Here is a 17,932-nt window from a genome sequence, read left to right as displayed (position 1 = left end):
GCACAGTGCAGGACATCGCGCCGGGGCAGAAGATTTCAACCTGGCATCGAAGTTGCTAAACGTAGTGCGTAACGATTGTCTCCTCCATCCGCCAGGATGGATTCGAGCCCGGGGCGGGAGTCCCGGGCTCCTTTTTTTGTGGGGACGATCGTCTCTTTCGTCTCGAAGACGGACATCGCCTGCATCAGTCGCTGGGCCTGCGCCTTCAGGCTGTCCGTGGCCGCGGCGCTCTCTTCGACCAGGGCGGCGTTGTGCTGGGTCGCCTCGTCCATGCGGCCGATCGCGATTCCGACCTGCTGGATGCCCGCGCTCTGCTCGGACGTCGCGGCGCTGATTTCGCCGACGATCGCGTTCACGCGCTTGATGGAGCTGACGATGTCCGCCATCGTCAGGCCCGCCTGCCCGACGAATTCGCCGCCGGCCTGCACCTGTTCGACGTTGCGGGCGATCAGTTGCTTGATCTCCTTCGCCGCCTGGGCGGAACGCTGGGCCAGGGCGCGGACCTCGCCCGCGACCACCGCGAAGCCGCGCCCCATCTCGCCGGCGCGGGCCGATTCCACGGCCGCATTGAGCGCCAGGATGTTCGTCTGGAAGGCGATGCCGTCGATCACGCCGATGATGTCGCCGATCCTGCGGCTCGAATCGTCGATGCCGTGCATGGTCTCGACCACCTGGTCGACCACCGCCCGGCCCCGGTCGGCGACATCCGCCGCCGCGTGGGCCAGGTCGCTGGCCTGCCGGGCGTTCTGCGCGGTGTTCTGCACGGTGGTGCTCAGCTGATCCATCGTGGCCGCGGTTTCCTGCAGCGCGCTGGCCTGCTCCTCGGTTCGGTGGCTCAGGTTGACGTTTCCCATGGCGATCTGCGAGCTCGCGGTGGCGATCGTCTCGGCGGCCTGGCCCACATGATCGATGGAGCCGGCGATGCGCTTCATCACCGTCCGGAGGGCACCGGTCGTGGCGGTGGTGGCCGGCAGGCGCTCGATCGACAGGTTGATCGTATCGTCGTTGTCGACCGCACGGACCATGGCCACCAGCTCGGCCGCCTCCCGCGCCGCGCGCTCCAGGCCGATGGCCAGCACGACCTCGGCGGCCGTCTGCAGCACGACGTAGGCCGCGTGCATCACCACCCGGAGCAGGTCGGGATCGGGCGTGCAGTAGACGGCCATGCCGGCCGCCTGCAGCCGGTCGAACGCCAGATGGTGGACGGCGAAAAACGCGGCGGCGCCCACGATCACGCGCCAGTCCCGATAGACAAGCAGCAGCCCGAGCAGCACGAAGACGCCGAAGTGCAGTTCGATGGTGCCGCGCCCGAGCTGGATGTGCAGGGCGACCAGGACCGCGGCGACGATCGCCGCCAGGCCCGTGCTGCCGTAGTGCTGCCCGACGGCCAGCGCCGCGAGGGCGGAGGCGATCAGGACCAGCATCATCACGCCGTCCGGCCGGTGCTCGGGATGCGGTCCCTGGTGCTGAGCATTCGTGTTCATGTCATCTCCAATTGAGTTCGCAAACCCTGTGGACTCAGAGGCTGTGGACGCCCTGGTGGATCAGCGGGGCAGGGGACGGGTCCAGCGGCAGCCGGCCGAGAGGGATCCGAAAGCCGAGGCCCACCAACTGGTCGAGCGGCATCGGTTTGCCGATCAGGTAGCCCTGGAACAGCTGGCAGCCGCGGTCGCGCAGCCAGGCCATCTGCGCCTCGGTCTCCACGCCTTCCGCCACGCAGGACAGCTCCAGCCGGCGCGACAGATCCATCATGGCCTCCAGCAGTACCGCGCCCGAGCGCTGGTCGCAGGCCTGCACGAAGGATCGGTCGATCTTCAGCTTGCCGATGGGCAGGGTCTGCAGGCGGCTCAGCGAGGAGTAGCCGGTGCCGAAATCGTCGATGGAGATGGCGAAGCCCGCTTCCGCCAGTTCGTGCAATTGCTGGGTCGCGTCGTTGCGCGATGCCATCGCGGCCGACTCGGTCAGCTCCAGCTCGATGTCGGCCGGCATCAGGCCGGCATCCCTGACCACCGACATCACGATCTGGGCGAGGTCGGGGTTGTTCAGCTGGGCCGGCGAGACGTTGACCGCGATGCGCCTGAGCGGCATGCCGCGGCTGCGCGCCGCCAGCAGGTCGGCGCAGGCACGCTTGAGCAGGGCGATGCCGAGCATGTGGATCATGCCGCTGGATTCGGCAACGGCGATGAACACGTCCGGCGCGATGGCGCCCAGCGTCGGATGGCGCCAGCGGGCGAGCGCCTCGGCCATCACCACCTGCCCGCGCGCGTCGACGATGGGCTGGTAGACCAGTTCCACCTGCTCTCTGTCCACGGCCGCCATCAGATCCAGGCGAAGCTGGTGCGTATTGCGCAGCTCGATGTCGTAGGCCTCGCTGAAGATCGATTGCGAGTCGGCGCCGATCTTCTTCGCCGCCCGCAGTGCCACATTGGCCCGCCGCTTCAGCTCCGAAGCCTTGGCGCCGTGCTCCACCGGCACGGCACCGGCGCAGACCGTCACGCTCAGGACGACGCCCTGGCATTGCACCGGCGGGCTCATCGCCTCGCGCAGCTGGAACAGGGCGCGCTCCAACGCCGCCGGCCCGCAGCCGTCCACGAGGAAGGCGAACTCGTCGCCGCCGAGGCGGCCGTGGGTGTGGGTGCCTTTCAGGCCCTTGATCCGCTCGGCCACGGTCAGGATCACCTGGTCGCCGATCTGCGAACCGTGCAACTGATTGATCGACTTCAGCTCGTCGATGCCGACCGACACGAGCCAGGCCTCGTCGCCACGCGCTGCGACCGTGCCCAGGACCTCCCGGAACGAAACACGGTTCAGCAGGCCGGTGGTCGGATCGGTGGTGGCAGCGAGCGCGACGCGGGCGTTCCAGACACGACGGCGCGCGCTGAAGCGGCGGCTCGCGGCCAGCCAGATGCCGAAGCCCACCGCCTGCGCGACCAGCAGCACGATGACATCGCGAGAGATGTCCTCCACGACATCGTCAATGGCCATGCAGACCGTGGCCAGGTCGCCGCTGGCCGGATCGGCCTTGGTGCCGCAAGTCAGTCCGATGTCGTCGAGCAGTCCCGCGCTCATGTGCAGGCCTTCGGGTGCCCGCCGAATCGCGCATTGCCCGGCTGCGCAGACCCGGACCAGTTCGGCATCGCGGAATCCGTCCACCGCCTGCTGCGCCAGGACGTCGGCCCTGGCTGGCCCACGCCGACCCTTCTGCGCCTCGGCCGTCTTCATGACGGCTGCGGCCATATCCTGCGCGGTGTTCTGCAACTCGCGAAAGCCATAGAACAAGGTCATGCCGCACAGCATCACGATCGTCAACGCGGTGGTCAGCAGGAAGTGCCAGGCATAGCGCGGACGATGGGAACGGGGACCCGGCGTCAGGTGGGTGTGCATGATGGACGTCTCTCCCGGGTCTTCATGACCCTTTGTCGGGACAGATTCTTCCGATCCGCCCGAGGCACGGCCAGCCGTCGATTCACGAAAGTCTCGTAGGCAAGTTGCCTACATGCCTGGCCGGGCATCCGGATGCGTGAGCCCTAAGATCGCGGACGCCATGAACCCCGTCCTCCATTGGTCCTTCGACCCGATCGCCTTCTCCATCGGTCCGCTTGCGGTCCATTGGTACGGGCTGTGCTGGATGCTCGCTTTTCTGCAGGGGCAGATGCTGACCCAGCGGCTCCTCCGCGCGCTGGGAAGGGGTGACGTCGACGTCGGCTCGTTGATGATGTACGCGCTCATCGGCGCCATCGTCGGGGCCCGGCTCACGCACTGCCTGTTCTACGACCCCGGCTACTACCTGTCGCATCCTCTGAAAGTCCTGGCGGTCTGGGAGGGCGGCATGGCCAGCCACGGCGGCGCCATCGGGCTCATCGCGGCACTGTTCCTGGCGGCTCCGCGCTATGCACCCGGGCTGCCGTTCCTGACACTGCTCGATGCCATCGCGATTCCGTCGGCCATCGGCGGCGCGATCATCCGGGTCGCCAACTTCCTGAACTCCGAGATCGTCGGCCGGCCCACCGACGGTGCCTGGGGCGTCGTGTTCGATCAGGTGGATTCGCTGCCGCGCTATCCGGTGCAGTTGTTCGAGGCCCTGTGCTACGTGGTCACGGCGCTGCTGCTGTGGGCCTGGCAGCGGCGGCGTGAAACCTGGGCCTCGCCCGGGCAATTGACCGGGCTGTTCCTCGTGCTCGTCTTCATCGCGCGCTTCGCCCTGGAAATCATCAAGACGCCGCAGGCCAGTTACGAGGCAGGGCAGGTGGTCACCGTCGGCCAGTGGCTCAGCGTGCCGTTCATCGTGATCGGGCTGTTCATGATCTGGCGTTCCACGCGTCGTTCGACGGCGCTCGAGTCCTGAGGGCATCGCGCGCCGCGAGCCACTTCGCTATTCGCCCAATGCTCGGCTGCGGCGGGGCTTGTTGAACTGTCGCAGCGCAGTGCCGATGGGCACGAGGATCGCGCCGTTCCGGTAGCGGATTCGCGCTGATCGCCACCTGACCGCCGCATCGCCCGTGTATGCCTAGCGGCCTATGGATCGCGCCTCCGGCGACATGTCCGAGTCACGCCCGCTGACTACGGTCCACCCCTGCAACGCGACGGCCTGCGCCGAATGCTTCGCGCTGCACGACGAGCCCATCAGCGATCAATAACTATCTAGGAACATAACCCATGACATTCGCATTTCGCACCGTCCTCGCGACGATGACGCTTGCAGCCGCTGCACCGTTCGCCTCGGCCACCGTGCTGACCTTCGACGATATCGGCGCCGACGGCATGGTGCCGGCCAACTACGGTGGCCTCGACTGGTCGGCCGGCGCGTGGTCGGTGTTCGGCCTCGAGCAGGCACCGTTCACCGCCCACTCCGGCGACTTCCGCGTGACCGCGGACTTCGAATCGACCGATGCGCAGACGCGCATCGGTTTCAACACGCCGATGACCTTCCAGGGCGCGTGGTTCGCCGGCTTCACCGACGTGAACGTCACATTCCAGCTCTACCTGAACGGCGCGCTGGTCGGCACGTCGCAGACGCTCAACACCGGAGCCACGCCGTCCTTCCTGGCCAGCGGCTACAGCGGCCTCGTCGACGCCGTCGTCGTCTCGAGCAACGCACAAGCCGGTTACGTGATGGACGACTTCACCTTCGCGGCCGCCGTGCCCGAACCCGGTACCTACGCACTGATGTTCGCCGGCCTCGGCGCGATCGGCTTGGTGGCGCGCCGTCGCCAGCGCGTCTGATCGACTTCAGAACAAACACAAGACAAAGAGAACCCTCATGACGAACACACCCAGCAGAAGAAATTTCCTGCGCACCGTCGCCGCCACGGCTGGCAGCACCGCCGCGCTCTCCGCCTTCCCGGCCTCGATCCGTCGCGCGCTGGAGATTCCGGCCAACAACCGCACCGGCACCATCCAGGACGTCGAGCACATCGTGCTGCTGATGATGGAGAACCGCGGCTTCGACCACTACTTCGGTTCGATGAATGGCGTGCGCGGCTTCGCGGATCGCTTCCCGATCCCGGTGCCGGACGTGGCCGGCCTGCTGCAAGGCAAGACCGTCTGGTACCAGCGCAACGACAAGGCGACGGGTTCCAACCCGAAGCTGCTCTCGGTGCAGCACAACGACACGCTCGCCAACTTCGCGCTGATGCGCACGGCCGACACGCCCCACCTCTACCCGGACACGCAGGACGGCTGGGACCACGGCCGCATGTCCAACTGGCCGCAGTACAAGAACAACGCGTCGATGGTGTACTACAAGGAAGCGGACATCCCCTTCCAGTTCGCCCTCGCCAACGCCTTCACGATCTGCGACCAGAACCACTGCTCGTTCTTCGGTGGCACGGCGCCGAACCGCACCTTCCAGTGGACCGGCACGAACCACGGCCGTGACGATCCCTCCATCCCGGGCATCTACAACGGCCCGGCCGTCGAGAACAGCTACGGCGGCACCTTGACCGGCGGCAAGATCAAGAGCGGCTACACCTGGATGACCTACGGCGAGCGCCTGGAAGACGCCGGCATCTCCTGGCAGACATACCAGAACAACGAGGTCGAGCCCTACGGCATGAATTCGATCCTCGGCTTCAAGGCCTTCCGCGATGCCAACGCAGCGAGCGTGCCGACGGTGTCGCCCACCCGCACGCCGCGCCAGCAGGCGCTGTACGAGAAGGGCGTGAAGACGCGCGACGTCGACATGCTGAAGGCCGACGTGATGGCCAACAAGCTGGCCAGCGTCGTCTGGGTCTGCCCGCACTCGTCGCAATCCGAGCACCCGGGCGCATCGAGCCCGGCGCAGGGCGCGGCCTACATCGCCTCGGTGCTGGATGCGCTGACCTCCAATCCGGACGTGTGGAGCAAGACCGTCTTCATCGTCAACTTCGACGAGAACGACGGCTTCTTCGACCACATGGTGCCGCCAGCGCCGCCGTCCTACACCAGCTACAACGCCGACCCGAAGCTGGCGACGATGGCCGGCGCCTCGACGGTCGACGTGTCGGACGACTACCTCGGCGAGGACAACGGCGGCTTCCCGGCCGTGGATCCGTACAAGCATCGTCCCTGGGGCATGGGCCCGCGCGTGCCGATGTACATCATCTCGCCCTGGAGCAAGGGCGGCTGGGTCAACTCGCAGGTGTTCGACCACACCTCGACCCTGCGCTTCATCGAGAAGCGTTTCGGCGTGATCGAGTCCAACATCAGCCCGTGGCGCCGCGCCGTCTCCGGCGACCTGACCTCGTGCTTCAACTTCGCGACGCCGAACGCCGACATCGTCGCGCTGCCGGACACGAGCCAGCTCGACGCGCTGAGCCGCACGCTCAAGAAGACGACGACGCCGCCGGTCGCGCCGATGCCCGTGCTGCCCGTGCAGAACGCCGGCGTGCGGCCCTCGCGCGCGCTGCCGTACGAGATGCACGTCACCAGCTCGGTCCGCCCCGCGGCCCAGCTCGGCGCGACGCAGGTCGGCCTGCGCTTCACCAACACCGGCAGCGTCGCCGTGGTGTTCCACGTCTACGACCGCCTGCGCCTGACGGACATGCCGCGCCGCTACACGGTCGAGGCCGGCAAGGAACTGAGCGATGTCTGGACGCCCGCGACCAGCGGCAGCTATGACCTGTGGGTGCTGGGCCCGAACGGCTTCCATCGCCACTTCACCGGCAACGCACGCCGCGCCGTCTCGGCCGCCCAGCCGAACCCGGATGTGACGCTGAGCTACGACAAGGCCGCCAACCAGCTGGTGATCAAGCTCGCCAATACCGGCACGGGCCCATGCTCGTTCTCGATCGGCGCCAACGCCTATTTCGACGCGAAGCCCGACACGCAGTCGGTCGTCGCCCGCGGCGAGACCGTCATCACCCGCCCGCTGGCCAGCAGCGGCGGCTGGTACGACTTCAGCGTGCGCGTCACCGGCCAGGCCGACTTCATCCGCCGCTTCGCCGGCCGGCTGGAAACCGGTGCATCGTCGATCACCGACCCCGCCATGCAGGGCGTCGCGATCGGTGATCAGTTCCGTGTGAACGGCTGATTGCGGACGTCCTTACTCAAACGAAAACGCCTGTGCCGCGGGAGCGGTACGGGCGTTTGTTGAGTAGCTCCGCACAACTCCCGCATGCGGCCACGTTGTGGCTGAGCTTCCCGACTTCAGTTGCGGTTCGGATTGTTCGGTCGGCGGTCGACGCCGTTGGGCACGCCGTCGTGATCGGCATCGCCCCGCGCCCAGGCGCCGCGCCTGAATTCCCATCGGCCATCGTGCTCCACCCAGGTCGGCTGGGTGTAGACGTAGCCGCGGCGCTCCTTTACCCACACGCCGCTGTGCCATACGTGGCTGTGGCCGTTCCAGGCCCAGTAGCCGGGCGTCCAGACATAGCCGCGACGTGGCGCGGGAACCGCCTCCTCGCGCAGTGGGGGCGGCGCTGTTTGAACCCACACCGTGGCGGCCATCGCAGCCGTCGGAACGATGACAACACCGCCAAAGGCGAGGCCGGCGGCCATCAGGCAGGAAGAGAGAACGATTTTTGTGCGCATGGAAGTCTCCAACGTGAGGAGATCATTCAACGACTGCGCGTGGGGGAGCGGTCGTCGGAGGGCGCCGTGAGGCCTTGTCAGACAAAAGCCCCAGAGGTTTCCCTCTGAGGCCTGTATTGGTGGTGGAGAGGAGGAGGATCGAACTCCCGACCTTCGCATTGCGAACGCGACGCTCTCCCAGCTGAGCTACCCCCCCAACGGAGGCTGACTATACACGGCCGGCCTTGCGTTTCGATAGTGGGAAGTCCGAGTCAAGGCACACTGGCGGGTGTCACAGGATTGCCGCTCCCAAGGACCGCCCCGATGAACCGTTTCGACCCCGATTGGCTGGACGCCCAGTACAACAACCGCGCCCGCGTCGCCGACAGCCTGGTGATGCTGGAGCGCTGGACGCGAGCCTCGGCGTTGGTGCGGCAGGGCGTGCGCTGCGAGCTGGACATTCGCTATGCCGAGGACGGCGATCCGGCGTCGACGCTGGACGTGTTTCCGACCGACGTGCCCGACGCACCGGTGCTGGTCTTCATCCACGGCGGCTGGTGGCGGGTGCTGGACAAGTCGGACCATTCCTTCGTCGCGCCGGTGTTCACCGAGGCGGGGGCGATGGTGGTGGTGCCGAACTACGCGCTGTGCCCGCGCGTCGGCATCGAGCACATCGCGCTGCAGCTGACGCAGGCGATCGCCTGGGCCTGGCGCCATGCGCGCGAGCACGGCGGCGATCCGAACCGGATCGTGCTGGTGGGCCATTCGGCCGGTGGGCATCTGACGGCGATGCTGTCGTGCTGCGACTGGAAGACGGTCGGCCGGGACCTGCCGCGCGGACTCGTCAAAGGTGCCATGTCCATCTCCGGCGTGCACGACCTGGAGCCGGTGCCGCAGATCGGCTTCCTGGCCGAGGACCTGCGGCTCGACGCGGAGCGCGCCCGCCGGCTGAGCCCGATCCACTTCCCGCCACCGCCGCTGAACCTGCCTTTTCATGCGCTGGTGGGTGCCGACGAGAGCGAGGAGTTCCGCCGCCAGACCCGTGCGATCCGCGACGCCTGGGGCGGGCGTGCCGTTCCTGTCTGCGAGGAAGTGCCCGGCACGAACCACTACACGGTGCTGCACGACCTGGCCGATCCGCAAGGCCGCTGCCACGCGCTGACACGCCAGTTGCTGGGCTTGCGCTGGTACAGCGGCCTGCAGAGCGCGCCGCCCTGAGCGGGCGGCGGCAGGCCGTCGGATCAGCTGCGCGACGCGCGAGACTTGCGGCGAGCGATGCTGCCGGTCACGCCGAGGCCGGCCAGCAGCAGAGCCCAGGTTCCCGGCTCGGGAACCGCGGCCGCGGGCGTCGCGTAAGAGATCGAGAAATTGAACTCATGCACGGCGACGCTCGTGATGGCTGACGTGCCCGTGTTGACGCCCTCGGCCGCACTGAAGCTCAGGCCGCCATTGCCCAGCGTGACGCCAGGAGTCAGCGTGAAGCTGGTGTTGGCCGTGCCGTAGACGATGTTGCCCGCCGCGGTGTAGCTGGTGACCGCGCTGCTGAAGTCCAAGGGGTCGGCACCGGTGTCGACACCGACACCCGAGTTGGCATCGCCGATGTCGAACTGCAGTGCGGTGATGGTCGTGCCGTTGACCTTGGAAGTCGTCAGGAAGTTCGTCGGCGTGGAGATCTTGAAGTAGTCGGTCGTCGTCGTCGCGCCGACGACTTCATACGACGAGATCGTGTAGGCCTGGCCGTTGTATCCGGCGGCCGCGAAAGTGGTCGTCTCACCAAAGACGGCGCTGTAGCCGCTGCCCAGGATGTAGCCGACGGTGCCAGCGCTGTTGAAGCCGGCGATCGCAAAGGTGAACGTGTCGCCCGGGGTGATCCCGGCACTTGCCGCCTGCGAGAAGGAGAGCGCCGCTGCGGCAGTGGCAAGGAGTAGACCGGCTCGGCGCGAGCCGGCGGCGATGCGATTTTTTCTCATGGTGAGCAACCCTGTCGTAGTCAAGTTATGTGCCCATGGTTGACGTCCTGTCGACGCCATGACCGGTGCTTTACAAAGCTATCACTCGATTGAAATAGACGGCTCGGGTGCCCCCGTGGATCGGGGAGAGTGATTGCGATACGAAGGGTTAACACCTGACCCCACTTGTCGGCAAGGGGGCTCCAGGGTTTGCCTGGCTTGCGGGATTTCGGGCCGTCAGTTCAGGCTCGACAAGGCACGCGCCGCGGCGTGCAAGCTGGCCGCGCTACCGTCCGGAAGGGTCAGGTCTTGCGCCTTCGCCACGTGCGGGTAGTAGCCGCTCAGCGAGCGTTCATAGCCGGGGTCGTAGTGATCGCGGATCAGCTCGCCGAACACGGCTGCCCATTCGCCGGCGCGGGCCTGCGCCTGCCAGCGCTTGATGGTGTCCTTGCCGCGCAGCGCGACCAGGCCGTCGAGCTGGCGGCAGAAGCCTTCGGGGTCGGCGGCGAAATGGCCGTAGTCCTGCAGCAGCAGTTCGATGCGGGCGGCCTCGGGCATGGCGATCCACAGGCAGCGTTCGCTGGCGCGCATCCGCTCGTGCAGCAGTTCGGGCACGCGCAGCTGGCCGATCTTGCGGCTCTCGCTCTCGATGAAGACCGGTCGCGCCGGGTCGAACGCGCGCAGGCGCTGCCAGACCAGGCTGTCGAAGCGCTTCTGGCTGGGCTGTGGTGCATCGGGCATGGCGCCAAGCACCGAGCCGCGGTGGCAGGCCAGCGCTTCCAGGTCCAGCACCTGCGCGCCTTCGGCGGCGAGCGCCTGCAGCAGGCGCGTCTTGCCGCTGCCGGTGCGGCCGCACAGCACGCGCAGGTCCAGCGTGCCGGGCAAGGTCTCCAGCAGCTTGCGGACCTCGGCGCGGTAGGCCTTGTAGCCACCAGTCATCTGGCGGGCGCGGAAGCCGATCTGGCCGAGGAACCAGTTCATCGCGCCGGAGCGCTGGCCGCCGCGCCAGCAGTAGACGAGCGGCCGCCAGGTCTTGGGCAGGCCCTCGGTGTGGGTCTCGATGTGGCGGGCGATGTTGCGCGCCACCATGGCGGCGCCGATCTTGCGGGCCTCGAAGGGCGAGGCGGCGTACAAGGTGCCGACGGTGTGGCGCTCCTCGTTGTCCAGCACCGGCCAGTTGAGCGCACCGGGCAGATGGTCTTCGGCGTATTCCGCTGGCGAGCGGACGTCGATGATCGCGTCGAAGTCGGCCAGCCGCGCCAGCGCGTCGGCAGCCTCGACGGTGTAACTCATGCGGGCAGGGACACGGCGTCCAGCAGTTCGTTCTCGATTTCCAGCTGCGCCTTGTTCTGCTGCAGCAGCGGTCCATCGAGCAGGAAAGTGTCCTCCACGCGCTCGCCCAAGGTCGAGATCTTGGCGAGCTGCAGGTTGATGCGGTAGCGCGCCAGCACGCGGGCAATGGCGTAGAGCAGGCCGGCACGGTCGCTGGTCGAGATGGTCAGCAGCCAGCGCTGGGCGCGCTCATCGGGCCGCAGCGCGATGCGCGGCGTGTAGGGGAAGGACTTGACGCGACGCGACAGGCGTCCGCGGCGCGGCTCGGGCAGCGGGCCTTCGGAAGCCAGCGCCTGCGTGAGCTTCGATTCGACCAGCGAGACCAGGTCGCGGTGGTGCAGGTCGAGGTCCGGGCTGATCACCTGGAAGGTGTCCAGCGCGTAGCCCTTGCGGGTCGTGTGGACCTTGGCATCGAGGATGTTGAAGCCGGCGCCGTCGAAGTAGCCGCAGATGCGCGCGAACAGATCCTGCCGGTCCGGCGCGTAGACCAGCACCTGCAGGCCTTCGCCGACCGGGGAAGGGCGGGCGCGCACGATCGGCGTCAGCGATTCCACGTGGCGCCACAGCGAGCGGGCGTGCCAGGCCAGGTCGCCGGCCTCGTGGCGGGCGAAGTAGCTCAGCTCCAGGGTCTGCCACAGCGGCTGCTCGGTGCCGGGAAGCTGCGAGTGCAGTGCCAGCATCTGCTGGGCTTCGAGCTTGCGGGCCTCAATCTCGGCATGCAGATTCGGCCGGGCGCCGCCGAGTGCGCGCAGGGTCACGCGGTACAGGTCCTCCAGCAGCTTGCCCTTCCAGGCGTTCCAGACCTTGGGGCTGGTGCCGCGGATGTCGGCCACCGTCAGCAGGTAGAGCGCGGTCAGGTGGCGGGCGTCGCCCATGCGGGCGGAGAAGGCCTCGATGACCTCGGGGTCGGACAAGTCTTCCTTCTGCGCCACGCGCGACAGGGTCAGGTGCTCCCGCACGAGGAAGACGACCAGTTCGGTGTCTTCCTTGCCGATGCCGTGCTCGCGGCAGAAGCGCTTGACGTCGGTCGCGCCCAGGTCTGAGTGGTCGCCGCCGCGGCCCTTGGCCACGTCGTGGAACAGCGCGGCGATGTAGATCAGCCAGGGCTTGTCAAACTGCGCCATCAGCTGCGAGCAGAACGGGTACTCGTGCGCATGCTCGGGGATGACGAAGCGGCGCACGTTGCGCAGCACCATCAGGATGTGCTGGTCCACCGTGTAGACGTGGAACAGGTCGTGCTGCATCTGGCCCACGATCGCGCGGAACACCCACAGGTAGCGGCCCAGCACCGAGGTCTGGTTCATCAGCCGGAACACGTGCGTCTGACCGACCGGCTGCTTCAGGATGTCCATGAAGGTCGCGCGGTTCACCGGGTCGCGGCGCCAGGCACCGTTCATCAGGCCGCGGGCGTTGTACAGCGCGCGCAACGTGCGGGCCGACAGGCCCTTGATGCCGGGCGTCTGCTGGTACAGCAGGAAGGTCTCGAGGATCGCGTGCGGATCGCGGTGGTAGAGGTCGTCGCTGGCGACTTCCAGCATGCCTGCACGGTCGAGGAACTTCTCGTTGATCGGCTGCATCAGGCCCTGCTGCGAGCCGTTGATGCGCTCCTCGAGGTTCAGCAGCAGGATCTGGTTCAGCTGGGTCACCGCCTTGGCGGCCCAGTAGTAGCGCCGCATCAGCACCTCGGACGCGCGCTGGGCCTTGGTGCTCTGGTAGCCGAAGCTCTCGGCCACGGCGGTCTGCAGGTCGAACACGAGCCGATCCTCGCGGCGGCCGGCCACCACGTGCAGCCGCGCGCGCACCAGCCGCAGCAGGCCTTCGTTGCGCTGCAGTTGGCTGCTCTCGAAGGCGGTGATCAGGCCCTTGGCGGCCAGCGCCTGCCAGGTCTTGCCCAGGCCCGCGGCGCGGGCGATCCAGATCAGCACCTGCAGGTCACGCAGGCCGCCGGGGCTTTCCTTGCAGTTGGGCTCCAGCGAGTAGGGCGTCTCGTCGTACTTGGTGTGCCGCTGGCGCATCTCCAGCGTCTTGGCGCGCAGGAAGGCCTTCGGGTCCATCCGCGCGTCCAGCGCCTTTTCGAGCTGGCGGTACAGCGGCTTGGCACCCGCCAGCAAGCGCGATTCGAGCAGCGCGGTCTGGATCGTGACGTCGCCGGCGGCCTCGCTCTGGCACTCGCCCAAGGTGCGCACCGAGGAGCCGATCTCCAGGCCGATGTCCCAGCAGGCGGTGATGAAGCTCTCGATGCCGGCCTTCAGCGGGCCGTCCATGTGGGCCTCGGCGCCATCGGGCAGCAGCACCAGCACGTCGATGTCGGAATAGGGGAACAGCTCGCCGCGGCCATAGCCACCGACGGCGACCAGGCTCGCCTCGGCCGGCAGGCCGGCGCATTCCCACAGCCCGGCCAGCGTTCCGTCCACATGGCGAGCCAGCTTGCGCAGCAGGGTCGCCGCGGCGGTGACCGTGGGCCGCGCCGCGCGGAACGCGTCGATCAGTTCCTGCTTGCCGGTCTTGAAGTGCTGACGCCGTGCGCCCAGTTCGGCGGTGCCGAGGGTGGTCATCCGGCCAGTTAGCCCGTGACGCCGGCGGTGGCGGGCGCCGGGGCGGCCGCGGTGATGAAGGCGGGCGGCGGCGGGCTGCCGGCGGACAGAGTCATGATCTCGTAGCCCGTCTCGGTCACCAGCACCGTGTGTTCCCACTGGGCGGACAGCGAACGGTCCTTGGTGACGATGGTCCAGCCATCGCCGGTTTCGCGGATCTCGCGGCGGCCGGCGTTGATCATCGGCTCGATCGTGAACATCATGCCGGGCTTCAGTTCGTCCAGCGTGCCCGGGCGGCCGTAGTGCAGCACCTGCGGCTCTTCATGGAACACGCGGCCGATGCCGTGGCCGCAGAACTCGCGCACGACGGAGAAACCTGCGTTTTCGGCGAAGGTCTGGATCGCGTGGCCGATGTCACCCAGGCGCGCGCCCGGCTTGACCTTCTGGATGCCCTTCCACATCGCCTCGTAGGTGAAAGCGCACAGGCGCTTGGCGGCGATCGAACCCTCGCCGACGATGAACATTCGGCTGGTGTCGCCGTGCCAGCCATCCTTGATGACCGTGACGTCGATGTTGACGATGTCGCCGTTCTTCAGCGGCCGGTCGTTCGGGATGCCGTGGCAGACCTGATGGTTGATCGAGGTGCAGACCGACTTCGGGTAGGGCGTGTAGCCCGGCGGGCAGTAGTTCAGCGGCGCCGGAATCGCCTGCTGGACGTTGACGATGTGGTCGTGCGCCAGCTTGTCGAGGTACTCGGTCGTGACGCCGGGCTTGACGTGCGGCGTGAGCATGTCCAGCACTTCGGAAGCCAGTCGCCCGGCGATGCGCATGCCCTCGACATCGGCGGCGGATTTGATGGTGATCGTCATTCGCGGGATTTTAATCCGCCCAGACAACTACCCCCGTCCAGGCAGTCACCAAGACCACAATGCCGAAGGCGATCCGGTACCAGGCGAACAGCTCGAAGCTGTGCGTGGAGATGAAGCGCAGCAGCCAGCGCACGCAGACCCAGGCGGCCAGGAAGCTGACGATGAAGCCCACGCCGAACAACGGCAGGTCGGCAATGCTGAGGTTGTGGCGCTCGCTCCAGAGGCTGTAGACGCTGGCGGCGAGCAAGGTCGGGATCGCCAGGAAGAAGGAGAAATCGGTGGCCGCCTTGCGCGACAGGCCCAGCAGCATGCCGCCGATGATCGTCGAGCCCGAGCGGCTGGTGCCGGGGATCATGCCCAGGCACTGCACGAGGCCCACCTTCAGCGCGTCCATCGGCGTCATCTGGTCGACGTCGAGGATGCGGGCAGTCTTTTCGGGCTGCACGCGCCGTTCCACCCACAGGATGATCAGGCCGCCGACGATGAAGGCCGCAGCCACCACCGGTGCGTTGAACAGGTAGGGCTTGATGAACTTCTTGTACGCGATGAAGCCGATCACCGCGGCCGGCAGGAAGCCGATGATCACGTTGGTGACCAGCTTGCGCGCCTGCGCGCTCGATCCCATGCCGCTCAGCGCGCCCCAGATGCGCTGCCAGTAGACGATCACGACGGCCAGGATGGCGCCGCTCTGGATCGCGATGTCGAAGACCTTGGATTTGCTGTCGGTCATGCCGAGCAGCGAACCGGTCAGGATCAGATGTCCGGTGGACGAAACCGGCAGGAATTCCGTCAGGCCCTCCACGATGCCCATGATGGCGGCCTTGATCAGCAGCAGAACGTCCAACGCAAACTCCCTCCGGATGAAATTGGCCGCGATGATAGCGGCCGCTTGCTGTCGATCTGCTGACCGCCTCACTCCGGGACTCTAGAATTCCGGCTTCGCTAGATCCGGCTCAGCCGGCGGATGAGGAACACCATGAACATCGAACAAGCCCGCTTCAACATGATCGAACAGCAGATCCGTCCCTGGGACGTGCTGGACGCGGGTGTGCTGGAGCTGCTGGCGGTCGTCAAGCGGGAAGATTTCGTGCCGGCGGCGCACAAGGCGCTGGCCTTCATGGACACCGAGATCCCGCTGGGCGACGTCGCCAAGGGTCAGGTCATGCTGGCGCCGCGCCTGGAGGCCCGCCTGTTGCAGGAGCTCAATGTGGCCCGCCACGAGAAGGTGCTCGAAGTCGGCGCCGGCTCGGGCTTCATGGCCGCGCTGTTGGGCCACCGCGCACAGCGCGTCATCTCGACGGAGCTGGACGCCGCGCTGGCTGAGCAGGCCGCTGCCAACCTGAAGCGCGCCGGGGTGCTGAACGTCACGGTGCTGAACCAGGACGGCGCCAAGGGCCTGGCGGCCGAGGCCCCGTTCGACGCCATCGTGCTGTCCGGCTCGGTCGAGGTGGTGCCCGAGGAACTGCTGCAGCAGCTGAAGGTCGGCGGCCGGCTGGCGGCCATCGTCGGCGACGAGCCGGTGATGCGCGCGCAGCTCTTCACCCGCGTCAGCGAGAAGGACTTCAGCACGCGCATCCTGTTCGACACGGTGGCGCCGCGCCTGTCCGGTTTCGCACGACGCAACGCCTTCGCGTTCTGAGCGGGGTCGCGGCCGGCTGCGATGCAGCCTGTCGCCGTTTATCGCCGTCAGGAGGTGCGAAGCCTGCAAGTCGTCGCATTTCTGCAGCATTGCGGTCGTGATTCCGTCTATAACCTCGCCGGTGGCATTGACGCCCGGCCGCAAGTGGCCGAATCTGCGTTGCCGCGCTACTGAAACCGATAACGAAATAAGCGATGAGGACACCCATGCCCGAGATCCGTGCTCTGAACCTGAGCCGCTCCCTGCTTGCGATCGCGGCCCTGGCGGCCGTCGGCACCTCGGCCCAGGCCCAAAGCCTGCAAGCCCTGTACGAAGCAGCTCACGCCTATGACGCGACCTATCTCGGCGCACGGGCCACGGCGGAGTCGGCGCAGGGCAGGGCCATCCAGGCAGACTCGGCCTTGAAGCCTTCGCTGGGGCTGGGCGTCACCGACACCTACACCCGCACCAAGTTGCCTTCCGCGGCCGGCATGCCCGACTACGGCAACAACACGCTCAGCGCCGGCCTGACCGGCAAGTACGCCGTCTACAACCCCGCGAACCGGCTGACGGCCGAGCAGGCGCAGCGCAACCTCGAAGTCGCTGCGGCGGATCTCTCGGTTGCCGAGCAGGATCTGATCGTGCGCCTGGCCACCGCCTACTTCGACGTGCTGGCCGCGCAGGACGCGCTGTCCACCGCCCGCCAGGCCAAGGCCGCGATCACCGAGCAATTGGCATCGGCCAAGCGCAATTTCGAGGTCGGCACCGCCACCATCACCGACACGCGTGAAGCGCAGGCCCGTTCCGACCTCGCCACCGCGCAGGAGATCGCCGCCGACAACGACCTGCGCAGCAAGCAGGTCACGCTGGACCAGCTCGTCGGCCGCCGCGGTGTCATGCCCAGGCCGCTGGCCGTGCCGGTCGCGCTGCCGGCCGTGCTGCCGGTCAATGCCGACGCCTGGGTGTCCACCGCCGTCGAAGGTCATCCGCTGATCCGCAAGGCCCGCCTGGGCCTGGACGTGGCGCGGCTCGAAACCAAGAAGGCTCGCGCGGTCGATGGCGTCACCGTCGACCTGAACGGCACGCTGGGTGCTCAGCGGGTCAACAGCAGCCTGAACTATGGCTCGCCCCAAGCCGATGCCCTGAACGGCGAGGGCACCGCCAAGTCCGCCAGCCTGGGCGTGACGATCACCTACCCGCTGTATACCGGCGGCTACGCCCGCGGCCGCGTCGCCGAGGCGATGTCGCTGGAAGAGAAGGCCCAGACCGATGTCGACTTCGCCGTCCGCGGCGTAGAAGAAGGCACCCGCCGCGCCTTCCTCGGCGTGCAGTCGTTGAAGGCCCAGGTCCTGGCACTGGAAGCCGCCGAATCGTCCAGCCAGCTCGCGCTGGACGCCACCAAGCTCGGCTACAAGGTTGGCGTGCGCGTGAACCTGGACGTGCTGAACGCGCAGACCCAGCTCTACACGACGCAGCGCGACCTCGCCAAGGCCCGCTACGACGTGCTGGTCAACAGCCTCAAGCTGCGCCAGGCTTCGGGCCAGTTGCAGCCGACCGACGTGATGGCGATCAACCAGCTTCTCGCGCCCTGATCGCGTGAACTGACACGGGGGCGGCATGAGGCGGCGGCACAATACCGCC

General features: G+C 67.4%; 14 protein-coding genes and 1 tRNA gene. 6 read left to right on the top strand and 9 right to left on the bottom strand.

Going from position 1 to position 17,932, the window contains the following annotated elements; genetic code table 11:
* Nucleotides 1-35: 35 nt before the first annotated feature.
* The gene (locus SNE35_RS12485; protein ID WP_320423241.1) at nucleotides 36-1,427 is read right to left on the bottom strand and encodes a methyl-accepting chemotaxis protein; all 1,392 of its coding nucleotides are present in this window, start codon (nucleotides 1,425-1,427) and stop codon (nucleotides 36-38) included.
* Between the two features lie 91 nt (nucleotides 1,428-1,518).
* On the bottom strand, nucleotides 1,519-3,384 hold the full coding sequence (locus SNE35_RS12480) for a putative bifunctional diguanylate cyclase/phosphodiesterase (RefSeq protein WP_320423240.1): 1,866 nt from the start codon (nucleotides 3,382-3,384) through the stop codon (nucleotides 1,519-1,521).
* A gap of 160 nt (nucleotides 3,385-3,544) precedes the next feature.
* Between SNE35_RS12480 and lgt the strand changes: the two genes are divergently transcribed.
* From lgt to SNE35_RS12465, 3 genes are all read left to right on the top strand, one after another.
* Nucleotides 3,545-4,345 (top strand): prolipoprotein diacylglyceryl transferase, encoded by an 801-nt coding sequence (gene lgt / locus SNE35_RS12475; protein ID WP_320423239.1) that lies wholly within the window; start codon nucleotides 3,545-3,547, stop codon nucleotides 4,343-4,345.
* Between the two features lie 311 nt (nucleotides 4,346-4,656).
* On the top strand, nucleotides 4,657-5,223 hold the full coding sequence (locus SNE35_RS12470; RefSeq protein WP_320423238.1) for a PEP-CTERM sorting domain-containing protein: 567 nt from the start codon (nucleotides 4,657-4,659) through the stop codon (nucleotides 5,221-5,223).
* A gap of 37 nt (nucleotides 5,224-5,260) precedes the next feature.
* Nucleotides 5,261-7,510 (top strand): phosphocholine-specific phospholipase C, encoded by a 2,250-nt coding sequence (locus SNE35_RS12465; protein ID WP_320423237.1) that lies wholly within the window; start codon nucleotides 5,261-5,263, stop codon nucleotides 7,508-7,510.
* 116 nt (nucleotides 7,511-7,626) lie between these two features.
* Here the strand turns inward: SNE35_RS12465 and SNE35_RS12460 are convergent, their stop codons facing one another.
* Nucleotides 7,627-8,010 (bottom strand): YXWGXW repeat-containing protein, encoded by a 384-nt coding sequence (locus SNE35_RS12460; RefSeq protein ID WP_320423236.1) that lies wholly within the window; start codon nucleotides 8,008-8,010, stop codon nucleotides 7,627-7,629.
* 120 nt (nucleotides 8,011-8,130) lie between these two features.
* Nucleotides 8,131-8,206 (bottom strand) — tRNA-Ala (locus SNE35_RS12455).
* Between the two features lie 107 nt (nucleotides 8,207-8,313).
* Between SNE35_RS12455 and SNE35_RS12450 the strand changes: the two genes are divergently transcribed.
* Nucleotides 8,314-9,207 (top strand): alpha/beta hydrolase, encoded by an 894-nt coding sequence (locus tag SNE35_RS12450; protein WP_320423235.1) that lies wholly within the window; start codon nucleotides 8,314-8,316, stop codon nucleotides 9,205-9,207.
* Between the two features lie 23 nt (nucleotides 9,208-9,230).
* Here the strand turns inward: SNE35_RS12450 and SNE35_RS12445 are convergent, their stop codons facing one another.
* From SNE35_RS12445 to SNE35_RS12425, 5 genes are all read right to left on the bottom strand, one after another.
* Nucleotides 9,231-9,959: a PEPxxWA-CTERM sorting domain-containing protein gene (locus SNE35_RS12445; protein ID WP_320423234.1), complete on the bottom strand. Its 729-nt coding sequence runs from the start codon at nucleotides 9,957-9,959 to the stop codon at nucleotides 9,231-9,233.
* 216 nt (nucleotides 9,960-10,175) lie between these two features.
* The gene (gene mnmH, locus SNE35_RS12440) at nucleotides 10,176-11,231 is read right to left on the bottom strand and encodes a tRNA 2-selenouridine(34) synthase MnmH (RefSeq protein WP_320423233.1); all 1,056 of its coding nucleotides are present in this window, start codon (nucleotides 11,229-11,231) and stop codon (nucleotides 10,176-10,178) included.
* A complete protein-coding gene (locus SNE35_RS12435) occupies nucleotides 11,228-13,825 on the bottom strand; it encodes a [protein-PII] uridylyltransferase (protein ID WP_320423232.1) in 2,598 nt (865 codons plus the stop codon). The genes mnmH and SNE35_RS12435 overlap by 4 nt, the downstream gene beginning before the upstream one ends.
* A gap of 8 nt (nucleotides 13,826-13,833) precedes the next feature.
* Nucleotides 13,834-14,673, bottom strand: coding sequence for a type I methionyl aminopeptidase (gene map / locus SNE35_RS12430; protein WP_320423231.1), 840 nt, complete (start codon nucleotides 14,671-14,673; stop codon nucleotides 13,834-13,836).
* A 10-nt stretch (nucleotides 14,674-14,683) separates the two neighbouring features.
* Nucleotides 14,684-15,517: an undecaprenyl-diphosphate phosphatase gene (locus SNE35_RS12425; RefSeq protein WP_320423230.1), complete on the bottom strand. Its 834-nt coding sequence runs from the start codon at nucleotides 15,515-15,517 to the stop codon at nucleotides 14,684-14,686.
* Nucleotides 15,518-15,649: 132 nt separating this feature from the next.
* On the opposite strand from SNE35_RS12425, the gene SNE35_RS12420 reads away from it, so the two are divergent.
* Together SNE35_RS12420 and SNE35_RS12415 are read left to right on the top strand one after the other, a co-directional pair.
* Entirely contained in the window at nucleotides 15,650-16,312 is a 663-nt protein-coding gene (locus SNE35_RS12420; RefSeq protein WP_320423229.1) for a protein-L-isoaspartate O-methyltransferase family protein, read from the top strand.
* Between the two features lie 206 nt (nucleotides 16,313-16,518).
* Nucleotides 16,519-17,883 carry a TolC family outer membrane protein gene (locus tag SNE35_RS12415; RefSeq protein ID WP_320423228.1) on the top strand — a complete coding sequence of 455 codons (1,365 nt, stop codon included), beginning with the start codon at nucleotides 16,519-16,521 and terminating at the stop codon, nucleotides 17,881-17,883.
* Nucleotides 17,884-17,932: the final 49 nt, after the last annotated feature.

This window comes from Roseateles agri, from assembly GCF_034043675.1.
Taxonomy (GTDB): domain Bacteria; phylum Pseudomonadota; class Gammaproteobacteria; order Burkholderiales; family Burkholderiaceae_C; genus KK5.
This window is presented reverse-complemented; position numbering and strand designations above follow the sequence as displayed.

Coding starts and splice junctions, on each gene's coding strand:
- SNE35_RS12485 (WP_320423241.1), bottom strand. CDS start 1,427: ATGATGCTGGTCCTGATCGCCTCCGCCCTCGCGGCGCTGGCCGTCGGG.
- SNE35_RS12480 (WP_320423240.1), bottom strand. CDS start 3,384: ATGCACACCCACCTGACGCCGGGTCCCCGTTCCCATCGTCCGCGCTAT.
- lgt (WP_320423239.1), top strand. CDS start 3,545: ATGAACCCCGTCCTCCATTGGTCCTTCGACCCGATCGCCTTCTCCATC.
- SNE35_RS12470 (WP_320423238.1), top strand. CDS start 4,657: ATGACATTCGCATTTCGCACCGTCCTCGCGACGATGACGCTTGCAGCC.
- SNE35_RS12465 (WP_320423237.1), top strand. CDS start 5,261: ATGACGAACACACCCAGCAGAAGAAATTTCCTGCGCACCGTCGCCGCC.
- SNE35_RS12460 (WP_320423236.1), bottom strand. CDS start 8,010: ATGCGCACAAAAATCGTTCTCTCTTCCTGCCTGATGGCCGCCGGCCTC.
- SNE35_RS12450 (WP_320423235.1), top strand. CDS start 8,314: ATGAACCGTTTCGACCCCGATTGGCTGGACGCCCAGTACAACAACCGC.
- SNE35_RS12445 (WP_320423234.1), bottom strand. CDS start 9,959: ATGAGAAAAAATCGCATCGCCGCCGGCTCGCGCCGAGCCGGTCTACTC.
- mnmH (WP_320423233.1), bottom strand. CDS start 11,231: ATGAGTTACACCGTCGAGGCTGCCGACGCGCTGGCGCGGCTGGCCGAC.
- SNE35_RS12435 (WP_320423232.1), bottom strand. CDS start 13,825: ATGACCACCCTCGGCACCGCCGAACTGGGCGCACGGCGTCAGCACTTC.
- map (WP_320423231.1), bottom strand. CDS start 14,673: ATGACGATCACCATCAAATCCGCCGCCGATGTCGAGGGCATGCGCATC.
- SNE35_RS12420 (WP_320423229.1), top strand. CDS start 15,650: ATGAACATCGAACAAGCCCGCTTCAACATGATCGAACAGCAGATCCGT.
- SNE35_RS12415 (WP_320423228.1), top strand. CDS start 16,519: ATGCCCGAGATCCGTGCTCTGAACCTGAGCCGCTCCCTGCTTGCGATC.